This is a genomic window from Pseudaminobacter sp. Soil_N_29, assembly GCF_057656055.1.
The window spans coordinates 24,880-38,486 of record NZ_JBDGLC010000003.1 but is presented as its reverse complement, the minus strand read 5'-3'; the positions used below and the strand labels follow the sequence as shown (position 1 = coordinate 38,486).

The following is a 13,607-nucleotide window of genomic DNA, read 5'->3' as shown; positions in this document are numbered from 1 at the left end:
ATGCGATAGCTATTCGCTTCGAAGATAGGACGCCACGCGACCTTGTCCATTGGCGGAAATGTAGTTCGCCGTGGGTCGTTGCGTCAGGTATCCGGGGTGTTCTGTTCAGCGAGCAATATCGCGTCCGGCCGGCTTATCGGCACCCGGGTGCGGGAGGTCTTTTTTGCAAGTTCCTGCGCGCCGCTCTTTTGCAGCATCGCGCGGAAGCTCGGATGCATGCCGCCGTCGGCGTAGGCATGAGTGGAAATCTCGTTGCCCTCGGCGGCCGCGGCCTCGATGACGCGGGCGTCGGCCTCGCGCTTGGCGATCAGTGCCGGATCGGCAGCAATCGTCATGGGCGGGCAGGCCGCAAGCGGATCGTTCGGCTCGCCACCCTCGAACTGGGCGTCGAACACATAGCGCCGTGCGCACGCCGAAACCATGGGCTGGCGGCGGCTGACGTCGAAGATGTCGTAGCCTTCCTTCAGGTTCTTCCAGAACGGCATGTTCGGATTATTGCGGTGCCGCACCATGTTCTCCGCCGTCATCCGGAACGGGAATGCCTGCACCTGGAACGAGGTCTGGCCGCCGCGCAGCGCCTCGCGCGCGACCGCATAGATTTCGGCCACGCCGTCGTCGGTCATCGCATAGCAACCTGCAGAGGAGCAGGCGCCATGTACCATCAGCGCGTCGCCCGTATAGCCCAGCGCGCTCTCAAGCCTGTTCGGGAAGCCGAGATTGAAGGAAAGATAATACTGCGAGGCCGGGTTCAGCATGCTGGCCGAGACCTGGTAGAAGCCTTCCGGTGCCTGGCGATCGCCGCTGTATTTCTTCGGTCCGAGCTTTCCCGACCACCTGCACATCGGATAGGTCTTCAGAAGCGCGTAGCGGCCGCTGCGATCACGCTTCCAGATTTCCAGCTCGCTTTCTTCCTTGAAGATGCGGATCAGGATCGGGTCCGACGGCTTCATCTGCCTGGCCTTCATCTGGCTGACCAGGCGCGCCGGAATTGGCTGGATACCGCGGCTGTCGACGTCGAGCACGCTCGACACGCAGCCTGCCAGCGCCGTCGAAAGCGCCAGAATAGCCAAAGGAACAGCAAGTCTGCGCAGCAGTTTCAAATCCGGTTCGTCCCCGAAAGCCCGTCGCCCGTCTCCGCTTGCCCACCATCTGTGGCGGAACTGCGGGCGTCAAATCATGTTTGGCAACATTGTCCGCAGTCATGGTTAACGAAACCTTTCCGACATCACGTGCGGGCCTCAGCCACCCGCAGTCTCGCTCCTGCCGTTCAGCAGGCGAAGCGCATTGCCCACCACCAGCAGAGAGGCACCAACATCGGCCGCGATGGCGCCCCACATGGTGGCGATGCCCACCGCCGTCAGCGCCACGAACAGCGCCTTCACGCCCAGCGCAAAGACGATGTTCTGTCGGATGACGCCCATGGCGCGCCTGGAATGGCGGATCAGCCACGGCACCTTGGAGAGGTCGTCCGTCATCAGCGCGATATCCGCAGTCTCGATGGCCGCGTCCGAACCGATGGCGCCCATGGCGATGCTGAAATGCGCGCGCGCCATGGCCGGGGCGTCGTTGACGCCGTCGCCGATCATGGCGACCATCGCGTGGCGCTTCGTCAGTTCGTCGATGGCCTCGACCTTCTGGTCCGGCAGCAGTTCCGCCCTCACCGTGTCGATGCCGACCTGCCGCGCCACACTTGTCGCCGCCGCGCGGTTGTCGCCCGTCAGCATCACGACCTCCTTCACACCCTCAGAATGCAACGCCGAAAGGATAGCCTTCGCCTCGGGGCGGATGGTATCGGCGAAGGCGATGACCCCGCACAGATGCCCTTCCGAACCGACAACCACCACGGTGGCGCCGTTGCTTTCCATCTCCGCCACCTGTGCCGCGACAGTATCGTCGGCCTGGCCGCGTTCCACGGCGTAGCGCCACGAACCCAGCCAATAGGTCTTGCCGTTGAAGACGCCCTGCACGCCTTTGCCGGGCAGCAGCTTTATGCCCTCGCCGGCCACGGGTTCGAAGCCCTCCTCCGCCATGTGGCGCATAATGGCGTCCGCCAGCGGATGCGAACTGCGCACCTCAAGGGCGCCGGCGCGCTGCAGCAGTTCCTTCTCGTCGTGGCCCGAGAGCGGGATGACGCGCAAGACCTGCGGCTCGCCCTTGGTCAGCGTGCCGGTCTTGTCCATGGCCAGCGCAGTCAGCTTCGCCGGCAGCTCTATGAAGGTGCCGCCCTTGATCAGCACGCCGTTGCGCGCGGCGGAAGCCAGCGCGGCCACGATGGACACCGGCGTGGAAATGACCAGCGCGCAAGGACAGGCGATCACCAGCAGCACCAGCGCATTGTAGAACCACGTGCCCCATTCGCCGCCCAGCAGCAGCGGCGGCAACAGAAATACCAGCAGCGCCAGGACCATCACCGCAGGCGTGTAGACGCGCGCGAAGCGCTCCACCCACTGCTCGACCGCTGCACGGCGGCTATGTGCGTCGGAGACCATGCGGATGATGCGAGCCAGCGTCGTGTCCGTCGCCGCCCTGGTAGACTCGACCTCCAGCAACCCCTCGCCATTGATGGTGCCGGCAAAGACCTCGTCGCCCGGCTCCTTGGCGACGGGGAGGCTCTCGCCGGTAATCGGCGCCTGGTTGACGGCGCTGGCGCCCGAGACGATGCGGCCGTCGAGCGCGATGCGGTCGCCGCCGCGCACGATGAAGCGGCTGCCGACGGGTACATCGGCCGCCTTCATCTCGCGCTCGCCGCTTGCATTCTTCACCCGGACGACGGGCGGCGCCAGATCAAGCAGGGCCGAGACAGCATTGCGCGCGCGGCCCACGCTCCAGCTTTCGAGCATCAGCGAAAGGGCAAACAGGAAGGCAACGGTGGCCGCCTCGAACCAATCGCCGATGGTCAGCGCACCGGCCACGGCCACCATCATCAGCAGGTTCATGTCCGGCGAGAGGCGCTTGAGCGCATACCAGGCCTTGATTGCAACGAAGCGCGCGCCGGTGATAACCGACAAAAGCAGCGCCGCCTGCTCCGCGAGCGGCGCGCCCTCCGGGTGGTGAAAGCCCATGATCTCGAGGAAGGACTGCCCCGGCGAGGTCATGACATGGACGGCGAAGCCGGCAAGCAGGAACAGCCCGCTGAGCGCGGTGAACAGCTTCTGCTCGGCCAGCCGCGCATCCTTGGCCGGCGGCGCGCCTTCCTGCCACGGTTCGGCCCGCAGGCCGGTGGCGGCGATCGCCGAGATGATGGTGCCGCTCTGGATCGATCCCGCGCTGGCGAGGACTGTCATGCGGCCGTTGAGCACGTCGAACGCCAGATGGCTGTCGCCGCCCACCACCGGGCCGACGGCCGACTTCAGCGTCGCCACTTCCTCGGCGCAGTCCATGCCGAACACGCGAAAGCTGCGGCCGGAAACGATCGGCGCGGATGCGATCTCGGCATCGACCTCGCCGTGGTCGTGGTCGTGTTCGCAGCAGCCGCCATGGTCATGTCCGTGCGCGTGGCTGTGCTCCTGCGCATGGTCATGCGAATGCCGGTGGCCTTCCGTTGCGGGATTGTTGCTTTGATCGCTGCCGCAGCAGGCGTGTTCCAGCTTGATGAGGTCGGCGTCTTTCCGGGCGGACATGGCATGCTCCTGTTCGTACAGGAACGGCGTAACACCTCTAGCAACTAGAGCTACAAGAGGCTTTTTGAACTTTTTCTCCGGATGGATTTTTGCGGCCTACACCCCCACCCCTAGCCCCTCCCCACAAGGGGGAGGGGACCGTTTGCTGCATGGCCGCCAACCCAAGCTCTGTGTTGGTATCGACGGGACGAGATCCCCCTCCCCCTTGTGGGGAGGGGTTAGGGGTGGGGGTATTTTCACAATCGGTGGCAAGCTTAGCGAACCTTGACGCGGCGGCCCGCCAATCTCATATCTCTAGAGACTGGAGCTTTCTCGAGGAGTCTAATGCTGACGATCGGCGAACTCTCACGCCAGACAGGCGTGAAAATTCCCACCATCCGCTACTACGAGCAGATGGGGTTGATGGATGCCGCAGAGCGCTCCGAAGGCAACCAGCGCCGCTACACGCGCGAGGAACTGGACCGCCTGTCCTTCATCCGCCATGCCCGCGATCTTGGCCTGACCATCGAAGCGATCCGCAAGCTTATCGACCTCAGCCGGCATCCCGAGCGCCCCTGCGCCGATGCCGACCGCATTGCGAGCGAGCAATTACACGCCGTGCGGGCGAAGATCGAGAAGCTGAAGCGCCTGGAGAATGAGCTGGAGCGCATTGCCAACCATTGCCATGGCGACCAGGTGAAGGATTGCTACGTCATCCGCGCGCTCGCCCATCACGAGCTTTGCGAGCACGAGCATTGACGGTTCGGCTTACCGTCCGATGGCAGGGTGATTGGATATAGAATTCGCGCCCCCACCCCGGTTTGCTTCGCAAACCACCTCTCCCCCGACCGACGGGGGAGAGGAAACGCCGTCCGCGAGCTTGGCACCCTTCCTCTCCCCTTTTGAGGGGGAGAGGTGCCGAGCGAAGCGAGGCGGAGTGGGGGTAAGTCGCGCCATATCCCATAGGCCTGTCCTCAGTGGGGCGAAGCACGTTTACCGCCGAAACAAAATCTCCCCGGTCCCGGCCACCGCATTGTCGCCCCCGAACTTGCCGGGCGCTGTGCCCAGCAACGGGCCTTCCAAAATGCCCTCCGCCATCAGATAGCGGTCGAACACGGCGGCAAACACGCTGTCGGGCGCGCCGCATTCGACGAAGCTCGGCGACAGTTCCTCGGGCATGCTGTCGAGCAGGATGGAGCCGCGCCGCATCAGATAGCCGGGCATGCGCGCTACTCCGCCGGTGACGACGAGCGTCCCGGCAATCATGCGCGCGCCTGTATAGTCGCCGCAGCCTTTCAGCACCGCTGCCACACCGCGTCGCATCCGGTCGCCCGCATAGTCGCCGGCGCGGCCGCGCACGATCAGCACGCCGCCATTCATGCCCGCAAGTTCACCCGCCAGCGGCCCGGCGAGATGGTCGCCGGCATCGCCGAGAATCTCCAGCCGACCCTTGCGCATGCAGGAACCGGCATGGGGGCCGGCGCTTCCCTCGACCAGAAGCTGGCCGCCGCGCATTTTTCGGCCCGCCTGCGCGCCGACATCGCCGGCCACGCGGATGCTGCCTTCTGCCAAGCCGGTTCCGACACCATCGAAACGGGAACTGCCGCCTTCGAAGACAAAGTTCTTTAAGTCGCTGCCGGATACGCGAAACAGATCGCCGACCTTAAGCCCGCGCTTGGACATGCCGAGCCGGATCTCGCCGATCTCGCTGGCCGACAGGCCGGCCAGCCCCTCGGGCGTGAGCGGCGAAAGGTCGAGCCGTTCCGGCGGGGTCTCGCGCAAGGTAAAGGTGAGCGGCTTCACGGCAGCAATTCCTTCAGATGATAGTGGAACTTGCCCAGCTTGCCGCCATAATTGCCGGCGCTGATGCGCGAGGCGCCCTTTTCCGGCCCCAGCGCGGTGACCGCGCCGATGCCGGCCCTCATCGCAGCCGCCACGGCATCGCTGGTCTCGCCGTCGATGACGATTTCCAGCACGGCGTTGTCGTCCGGGCCAAGCTCGCTCTTCACCACGCCCCGCAGCGTGGGCGCGAAGGCATCGTTGGTCGAGGCCATCATGCCCTTGTACTTGCCGCCGACCTTGGAGCCCGAGCGCACGATGCCACCCGGAAACGGCATGATCGCCCCCGGCACCTTCTCGACTGCCACAACTGCCGCCTCCGCCGCCGCCAGTGCCTTGGCATTGGACGAGGCGACCAGCAGCAGGTTGCCGCCGCCGACGGCTTCCTTGGTGAGCCCCGTGGTGGCCTCGCACAGGAACTCGCCGTCCATCACCGGCACCCGCCAGAAATGCCGCCCACCGAATTTCTTGGACACCTGCCATCCGTCGCCGAAATAGCGAAGTGCGGCACCAAGCTTGAGATCGGCGGTGCCTTCAAGCCCGGCAAAGCAGGCGCTGCCCGGCGAGGTCAGCACGCACTGGCCAAGCCGGTTCTGCAACTGTTTCTGCAATTCATCGGTGCTGACGGCGAAAATCATCACTCGGCAACCCGGCCGGCCGTCGGGCGTCTCCGACTCAGGCAGTTCCACGTCAATCGCCGCCTCGCAGCCGCAGCCGATCACCGAGGTGGCAAAGCCGGTCATGGTGATTGCCGCCTGCCGCGCCCATTTTCGGTTGGGCCCGGTGATGATGATGGCGGTGGCGCGCATGCCGAAGGCTTCGGCAAAAGTGTCGTCGATGGCGACGCCGTTGACCGTCAAGCGTTGCATGACACCTCGCTGAAGGGTTGGTCGCGCTGGATCGCTGAATCGGGAAAGTCGAACCAGTTCAGCGACAGGCCGTAGCGATCCTGGTGATAGGTCTCCAGCCGCTTCACCATGGCCTTTTCCGGCTCAGGCTTCAGCCGCAGCGTCTTGCCCCAGCGATAATTCCTGACGATGCCGTCCTCCACCACCAGCTCGCCATTCTTCAGCACGAGGGCGGCCGAGCGGAACATCTGCGCGATGTCCTGGCCCTTTCGATAGACCGCGACATCGGCCAGCGCCCCAGCCCCCAGATGCCCGCGATCCTTCAGGCCCAGCAGCTTGGCGGGTGCGGCCCGCGTCATGATCGCGACTTCCTCAAACGTGTATTCGCGAGTCAGCGAGGGCAGCGTCGAGAAGCGCAGCGCCCGCTGCGAAAGCCCTTCCATCGCTTTCGCGCGCGCCTCGCGGCTCATCAGCAGCTCGAAGATCTCCGGATAGGCGGTAAAGGGCGCGCCATTGGGATGATCCGTGGTGAAGAACACCCGCCACGGATCATCGATCAGCAGGAACAGCTCCAGCCCGATCGCCCACTGCAGCGAGCCATAAAAATCCTCGCGATAGCGGTGGGGCACGATGCCGCCGCCGTTGGCGTCGCCATCGAAGATCACCGACTTCCTCGGATTGGCGGTGCCGCGCGCGGAGAACTGCCGCAGCACGTCGGAGGAGATCGTCACCGTCTGGCCGAACATCACCTGCCCGACATCGATGGTGATTTCGGGCGTCGAATTGACCAGTTCGGCCAACCGCGCGGCTCCGGACGAGAAGCCGCGCTTGCCCTCGGTGCCGTAGCCGTAGAACTGCAGATGCGCCAGGTGCAACGGCAGCCCTTCCGCCGCCGCCATGGTCTCCGCAGCCGTTTCCGGCGCGCCGGGCACGCCGAGATTGTTGCAGTGGACATGCAGCGGATGCGGAATGCCGAGCGAGGTCACCGCCGCCTGCAGCGTCTTGACGATGCTGCGCGAGCTGGTGCCATAGAAAGGCACGACGTCGTCGAAGGAGAAAGTGCGCACATTCTCCTTGAAGGCGGCCGCCGCGCCGGCATTGATGACCTTGACCCCAAGCGCGCGGCTGGAAGCCACGGTCCAGGCGACATAGTCCTCGATCATCTGCGCCGAAGCATTGTCGCGGATCATCGAGAGCAGAAAATCGTCGTTGCCGAGGATCGCCAGCGTCGCCTTGTCTATGATCGGGATGTCGGCAAGCTCGAGATGGGTGTGCAGCGCAGCACCCGGCGACATGGCCGGTTCGACCACGGTGGTGAAACCCATTTGCGCGTAGAGGCGGCCGGTCTCGAACGTCGTCCAGCCGACCTGCGAAAGCGGCGTCGCGGACGGACGCGCCGCATGCGCCCTGTGGTGCTCGGGCAGCAACAGCCGCGCCGTGTTCACATTGCCGCCGCCGATATGGGAGTGGATGTCGATGGCGCCAGCCATCACCACGCAACCGGTGGCGTCGAGCGTGACATCGGGCTGCCTGCCGGAAGGCTCCGGGACGATGGTCTCATCCTCGATCCAGAGATCGCCCTTGCCGACGCGGCCGTTGACGGGATCGACGATTTCGCCGCCGGTGATCCTGGTCAGCATGGCAGCGCCTCTTCATGCGGCAGGTGTTCGGCGATCTGGCGCAGCACGGCCGCGGCAGACGGCAATTCGCCTGGCGCCCTTGCCTCGATCGCCGCCAGCGTGCCGATGCTGCTCGAATAGACGACTGCGTCGTGGTCGACGCCCGGTCTGCCGATGGCAATGGTGACGGCTGCCCCCGCGACCGGTCTGTCGGTCCTGGTAAGCGCAACAAGCGCGAGCCCCTCATGGGCCGGAACTTGCGCCGCATCGGCCGAGACGACCAGGTGCAGGTCGGCCTCGCCCTCGGCGATCATCCGCGCCACATCGAAACGCCACGGGTCGAACTCGGCATAGCCGCGCGCCAGCCCCGTCCGCAGCGGAAAACCGCTTGTCCAGGTCGAAGCCTGCACGCTGCCCCAACCATTCTCGCTTGCCGGCAGATGCAGCGCAGAGGCGCGGTGCTTGCGGTTTATGTCGGCGATCAGCCCTTGCACCATTTCAAGCCCGAGCGCCCCGAGCGACTGGCCGCAGAAGGTGAAGACCGGGAATTGTGCTCCCACCAGCGCCTCGGCAAAGCTGTTGAAACTGTCTACGTCGCGCGCGGTCTTGCGTCCGGCGCATTGCGCCCGCAGCGCAGCCAGCGTGGCGTCCAATCCGCCGGCGCAGGCAAGCCGCGTGGCCTTGATGTTGCCGGGCGCAGGCGTGTCCGCCCCGATCAGGAAGAATTCCCGCTTCCCCGTCCCGCCATCGAGATCGGGTGCTGTATTGGCAAGCTCGGCGATCAGATCGTAGTGGGCCGCCGGCAGTTCGCCGGCAATCACGACCACGTCGGCGCGCCGCCGCACCTCGCCGGGCGCGATGAACATGCCACCCTTGTCGGTGTATTGGGCGGTCTCGCGCGCCACCGCCGCGCCGCCAAGCTGGTCGTAGGCCGCACCGGTGCGTTGGGCCAGTGCAATCGCCGCGCGCGTGCCATGCACATCCGTATCGAGGCTGAAAACGGGACAGAGACTGGACACCAGAAGCCCGGCGGCATGTTTTGCCGCCTCTGCTACAGGCACGCCCCGGTCGCCGATCCATGCAACCGTCATGCTATGCAACTTTCTGGTGCCGATCTGACTTCAAACAAAAATTTTCCGGGCGAACAAGTATTTCGCCCGGAGAGATTAAGGCGGACAAAGCGCATTTGGTCAATCGTATTTGATGTAGGCAAAGCGCTGGTCAGTCTGCGGCGTGCCTTCCAGTGCGCCGCCTTCCTGGCCCGGCTGCCAGCCCACGACCTGTTCGATCTTCCTGGCCAGCTCGAAATCCTTGTCGGTGACACCCTTGGCCGCATGGTTCATCAGCTTGACCTCGACCCAGGCATAGGAAGCCGCAAGGTCGGGATGGTGCCAGGCGGCTTCGGCCAGATGGCCGACGGTGTTGATCACCATCAGGGTGGATTTCCAGCTGTGGGTCTTGTATTTGCGCCTGATCCAGCCATTCTCATAGCGCCACTTGGGCAGTTCCTTCTGGAGCTTTTCGACAATTTCGGCCTCGGAATAGACGTATTCCTTGGCAGCTTGCTTCTGGTCGCTCATGATCGCCTCCACTTTTGACACAGAGTTTTGCAGGCGCGCATGTGATTCCTTTCCTCCCGCTTGCCCCGTCTATGAAAGCAGCTATCATGAAAGCGGGCACCTAACTGCTGTGATGCATGCATGATGCACCCACATGAGGGTAGATGTCTAATTCCTTAACCATAAAAGTGCCGGCAAGGCTGCATCTCGGGTTCCTCGACCTGAGCGGCGACGCCGCGCGGCGTTTCGGCAGCCTCGGCCTGCCGCTGAGCGAGCCGGAAACGGTCGTCACCCTGTCGCACGCCCGCGAGACCAGCGCCGAAGGCCCTGATGCCGAACGCGCCGCCGAACACCTGAAACGGCTTTCGCAGCATCTCGGCATCCGCACGCCGCACCGGCTGGTCATCGAGCGTGCCATTCCACCCCATGCCGGCCTGGGCTCGGGCACGCAGATCGCCATTGCCATGGCGGCGGCGCTGCGCACCCTGCACCAGTTGCCGCTGAATACCGCTGCCGATGCGATTCTGCTCGGCCGCGGCGAGCGCTCGGGCATCGGCATCGCCAGCTTCGAAAGCGGCGGGCTCATCGTCGATGCCGGCAAGGACGACAGCGGCAAGCAGCCGCCGGTGATCGCGCGCCTGCCCTTCCCGGAGGACTGGCGCGTCATTCTGGTTCTGGAGGCCGGCAAGAACGGCATCTACGGAACGGACGAGATCGAGGCTTTCCGCGCGCTGCCGCCCTTCCCCGCCGCCAGCGCCGGCGAGATCTGCCGCCATGTGCTGATGGGCGTTATGCCTGCCCTGGTGGAGCGTGATCTGCCGTCCTTCGGTGCCGCCATAACCGCCATCCAGGCCCTCATCGGCGCCTATTTCGCGCCGGCCCAGGGCGGTGTCTTCACCAGCAAGCGCGTGGAAGCGGTCGCGCACAGGCTGGCAGAGGCCGGTGCAGTCGGCATAGGCCAGAGCTCCTGGGGACCGACCGGCTTCGCCTTTGCACCCGCGGCGCAAGTGCATTCGATCGTCGACAAGGCCGGCCCACTGCCGGAAGGCATTGAAACGAGGGTCGTGCGCGGTCGCAATTCGGGGGCCGGAACAAGCACATCGGCGCTGGACCTCGTCGGCAGCTAGACCAATGGACGCCCGGACAGGTCGGGCGCCTCAATCCCAGCTCAGGAAGGCAGTCATGGCTCGCAAACACATCCTGCACATGCTCACGCCGCTCAAGCACATGAGCCCCTTCGACGTTAACATGGCGCTCGACGCCGGCTTCGATGCGGTCGTTCCCTATGTCGACGTCAGCCTCGGCGAGGTCACCGGCCTCGTGCAGGACGCGATTTTCTCGCGGCCGCCGGATGCCGGGGTCGACACGGGCATTTTCATCGCCGGCAAGGACGCACCGCTGGCGCTGGACATGTTCGACGTAGCCAAAAAGGCCATGGTGCCGCCATTCAAGATCTCGGTCTTCGCCGACCCGGCCGGCTCCTTCACCACCGCCGCCGCCATGGTGGCCAAGGTCGAGAAGCTGCTCGAAACCAAATTCGAGCGCAGCCTGAAGGACACGCGTATCGCCGTGTTCGGCGCCACCGGCGTGGTCGGCTTCTGCACAGCGGTCATCGCGGCGCGGGAAGGCGCCAAGGTCACGATCGTCGGCCATGACGGCATCGAGCGCGTGCGCAAGATTGCGGGCGACATGCAGGCCCGCTTCGGCGTGGAGATCACGCCAATGGACGGCTCCAGCGAGGACAAGAAGGCCGCAGCCGTAAGTGCAAACGAGGTGGTGCTATCGGCCGCCAAGGCCGGCGTGCAGGTGCTTTCGCGCGACGTACTCTCCGCTGGCAACGACCTCCTCATCGCCGCCGACGTCAATGCGGTTCCCCCCGCCGGCATCGAAGGCGTGGCGGTCAACGCCAATGGCGATCCGATCGAAGCGACGAAGGCTGTCGGCATCGGGCCGTTGGCCATCGGCGGCGTCAAGTACAAGACCGAATTCGGTCTGTTCCAAAAGATGATAGAAGCCGATAAGGCGGTCGCATTCGATTTTCAGGACGCATTTTCCCTTGCCCGCGAGATCGCAAAATAGTTCCGGGGCCGCCGTTCTCATTGCGGCGATATCCGGCCGCGCACTGGCCGCCGCGGCACGGCGGGCCGGCTATCGCGCCCTCGTCGCCGACCTGTTCTGCGACGATGACACGCGCGCGCTGGCGGACCGCGCGGTCATTCTGCCCGGCGATCTGCACGACGGCATAGATGCGAGCCGAGCGGTGGAGACGCTGGCAGAGCTTGCCGGGCCGGAGGAACCGGTCGCGGTCGTCTGCGGCTCCGGCTTCGAGCGCCAGCCCGACCTCATCGATGCCATCGCCCGGCGCTTTCCCCTCGCCGGCTGTGGCGGCGAGGCGATCCGCCGCGTGAAGGACCCCGAAACCTTTGCGGCCGATTGCGAAGAACTCGGCATCCCGCATCCGGCGTTGCAGCGCGAACCGCCTGCCGATCCTGAACACTGGCTGGTCAAGCGCGACGGCGGCGCCGGCGGAACCCATATCCGCCCCGCCAATGGCGACGCGGCGCAGGCGGGCCGCTACTTCCAGCGCCACTTGGGCGGCGCGAGCGTTTCGGCCCTGTTCGTGGGCGATGGCGAGAGCGCACGCATTGTCGGATTCAGCCGGCAGTTCCTGTCGCCCGCCCCGAATGCGCCCTACCGCTATGGCGGCGCGGTGCGCTTGCTGCGCTTCGACCGCGTGGACGCGGCGACAATTGGCGGTTGGCTCACCGCGCTCACCCGCCGCGCCGGCCTCGTCGGCCTGTGCAGCGCGGACCTGATCCGAAATGCCGATGGCTACCATCTGCTTGAGATCAACCCCCGCCCGGGCGCCACGCTCGACATATTCGACGCCGACGACGCCCCGCTCATGGAGGCGCACATTCGCGCAGGCCGCGGCGAGCCTTATCGCCTGCCGCGCTTTTTGGATTGCATGGCCGCGACCATCACCTATGCCGACAGGCCGGTGGACAGCTTCCCGGCCATCGCCTGGCCCGAATGGGTCGCCGACCGCCAGTCTGCGGGCACCGTGCTGGAGGCGGGTGATCCGGTCTGCACCATCTTCGCGCGCGGCCCCAGCGCCGAAGCGGCGCGGCGGACGCTCGCCGAACGCCAACAAGCACTACAGCACCACTGGAATGGAGGCCGACCATGAAAGACGGTTCCGCGTTTCTCAACGACAATGCCGCCCGCATCGCGCAGGGCATGGTCGACGATTCCGAGCGCCTGCGTGTCTCGGTTTCCACCGGCCCGCTGGGCGAACGCCTGATCGACGCGGGTGCCAATGCCCTCGGCAGCATCGAAGCCGGCCTGCGCATGGCCGAGGCCACGATGGGCGGGCTGGGCACGCTCTCGACCGCCATGAACTTCGCGGCCGGGAAATGGCCGCTCAATGTCGAGGTCCGCTCCTCGCAGCCGGTGCTTGCCTGCCTGGCCAGCCAGTATGCCGGCTGGAACCTCTCCAGCGGCAAATATTTCGCCATGGGCTCCGGCCCCGTGCGCGTGCTGGCGCATGTCGAACCGCTGTTTTCCACCCTCTCCTACCGCGAAAAGGCGGCGCAGAGCGTGATTGTTCTGGAAACCGCCACGCCGCCGCCCGCGGCCGTTGTCGAAAAGGTGGCTGCGGCCACGGGGCTTGCGCCGGAAAACCTCACATTCGTCTACGCGCCGACGCAGAGCATCGCCGGCTGCGTGCAGATCGTCAGCCGTGTGCTGGAGGTCGCCCTGCACAAGGCCAACGATCTCAAATTCCCGCTCGACAATATCGTCGATGGCGTCGGCGCCGCCCCCATTCCCGCCCCGCATCCGGATTTCCTGACGGCGATGGGCCGCACCAACGATGCCATCATCTATGGCGGGCTGGTGCAGCTTTTCGTGCGCGGCTCGGCAAGCGATGCTCGTGCCCTGGCCGAAAACATGCCGAGCAGCGCCTCGCGTGACCATGGCCGCCCCTTTGCCGAGGTCTTCAAGCACTTCAAGGGCGACTTCTACGCCATCGACCCGCTGCTGTTCAGCCCGGCCGAAGTCATCGTGACGGCAATCGAGACCGGGGATACTTTCCGCACCGGCAGCCGTGATCTTGCGATGCTGGAAACGAGTCTGGGCTAG

12 protein-coding genes are annotated in these 13,607 nt (G+C 65.4%); 5 read left to right on the top strand and 7 right to left on the bottom strand.

The window, feature by feature from the left end; genetic code table 11:
* Window positions 1–83: 83 nt before the first annotated feature.
* A complete protein-coding gene (locus tag AC3A4H_RS08895; RefSeq protein ID WP_487766381.1) occupies window positions 84–1,100 on the bottom strand; it encodes a L,D-transpeptidase family protein in 1,017 nt (338 codons plus the stop codon).
* Window positions 1,101–1,238: 138 nt separating this feature from the next.
* A complete protein-coding gene (locus tag AC3A4H_RS08890; protein ID WP_487766380.1) occupies window positions 1,239–3,620 on the bottom strand; it encodes a heavy metal translocating P-type ATPase in 2,382 nt (793 codons plus the stop codon).
* A 324-nt stretch (window positions 3,621–3,944) separates the two neighbouring features.
* Between AC3A4H_RS08890 and AC3A4H_RS08885 the strand changes: the two genes are divergently transcribed.
* Entirely contained in the window at window positions 3,945–4,358 is a 414-nt protein-coding gene (locus AC3A4H_RS08885) for a MerR family transcriptional regulator (protein WP_487766379.1), read from the top strand.
* Between the two features lie 234 nt (window positions 4,359–4,592).
* On the opposite strand, the gene AC3A4H_RS08880 is transcribed toward AC3A4H_RS08885, so the two are convergent.
* The 5 genes from AC3A4H_RS08880 to AC3A4H_RS08860 form a co-directional block, all read right to left on the bottom strand.
* Window positions 4,593–5,402, bottom strand: a complete 810-nt coding sequence (locus AC3A4H_RS08880) for a formylmethanofuran dehydrogenase subunit C (protein ID WP_487766378.1) — start codon at window positions 5,400–5,402, stop codon at window positions 4,593–4,595.
* Window positions 5,399–6,307 (bottom strand): formylmethanofuran--tetrahydromethanopterin N-formyltransferase, encoded by a 909-nt coding sequence (gene fhcD / locus AC3A4H_RS08875; RefSeq protein ID WP_487766377.1) that lies wholly within the window; start codon window positions 6,305–6,307, stop codon window positions 5,399–5,401. The genes AC3A4H_RS08880 and fhcD overlap by 4 nt, the downstream gene beginning before the upstream one ends.
* A complete protein-coding gene (locus AC3A4H_RS08870) occupies window positions 6,295–7,926 on the bottom strand; it encodes a formylmethanofuran dehydrogenase subunit A (RefSeq protein WP_487766376.1) in 1,632 nt (543 codons plus the stop codon). The genes fhcD and AC3A4H_RS08870 overlap by 13 nt, the downstream gene beginning before the upstream one ends.
* Window positions 7,920–8,996 (bottom strand): tungsten formylmethanofuran dehydrogenase, encoded by a 1,077-nt coding sequence (locus AC3A4H_RS08865; RefSeq protein WP_487766375.1) that lies wholly within the window; start codon window positions 8,994–8,996, stop codon window positions 7,920–7,922. The genes AC3A4H_RS08870 and AC3A4H_RS08865 overlap by 7 nt, the downstream gene beginning before the upstream one ends.
* Before the next feature lie 99 nt (window positions 8,997–9,095).
* Window positions 9,096–9,485: a 4a-hydroxytetrahydrobiopterin dehydratase gene (locus AC3A4H_RS08860; RefSeq protein WP_348777601.1), complete on the bottom strand. Its 390-nt coding sequence runs from the start codon at window positions 9,483–9,485 to the stop codon at window positions 9,096–9,098.
* Window positions 9,486–9,628: 143 nt separating this feature from the next.
* Between AC3A4H_RS08860 and AC3A4H_RS08855 the strand changes: the two genes are divergently transcribed.
* Genes AC3A4H_RS08855 through mch form a run of 4 tightly spaced genes read left to right on the top strand, consistent with a single transcriptional unit; the run spans window position 9,629 to window position 13,607 of the window.
* Entirely contained in the window at window positions 9,629–10,591 is a 963-nt protein-coding gene (locus AC3A4H_RS08855) for a beta-ribofuranosylaminobenzene 5'-phosphate synthase family protein (RefSeq protein ID WP_487766374.1), read from the top strand.
* 55 nt (window positions 10,592–10,646) lie between these two features.
* Entirely contained in the window at window positions 10,647–11,543 is an 897-nt protein-coding gene (locus AC3A4H_RS08850) for an NAD(P)-dependent methylenetetrahydromethanopterin dehydrogenase (RefSeq protein WP_487766373.1), read from the top strand.
* A complete protein-coding gene (locus AC3A4H_RS08845) occupies window positions 11,521–12,654 on the top strand; it encodes an ATP-grasp domain-containing protein (protein WP_487766372.1) in 1,134 nt (377 codons plus the stop codon). Before AC3A4H_RS08850 ends, AC3A4H_RS08845 begins: the two co-directional genes overlap by 23 nt.
* Window positions 12,651–13,607, top strand: coding sequence for a methenyltetrahydromethanopterin cyclohydrolase (mch, locus tag AC3A4H_RS08840; RefSeq protein WP_487766371.1), 957 nt, complete (start codon window positions 12,651–12,653; stop codon window positions 13,605–13,607). Before AC3A4H_RS08845 ends, mch begins: the two co-directional genes overlap by 4 nt.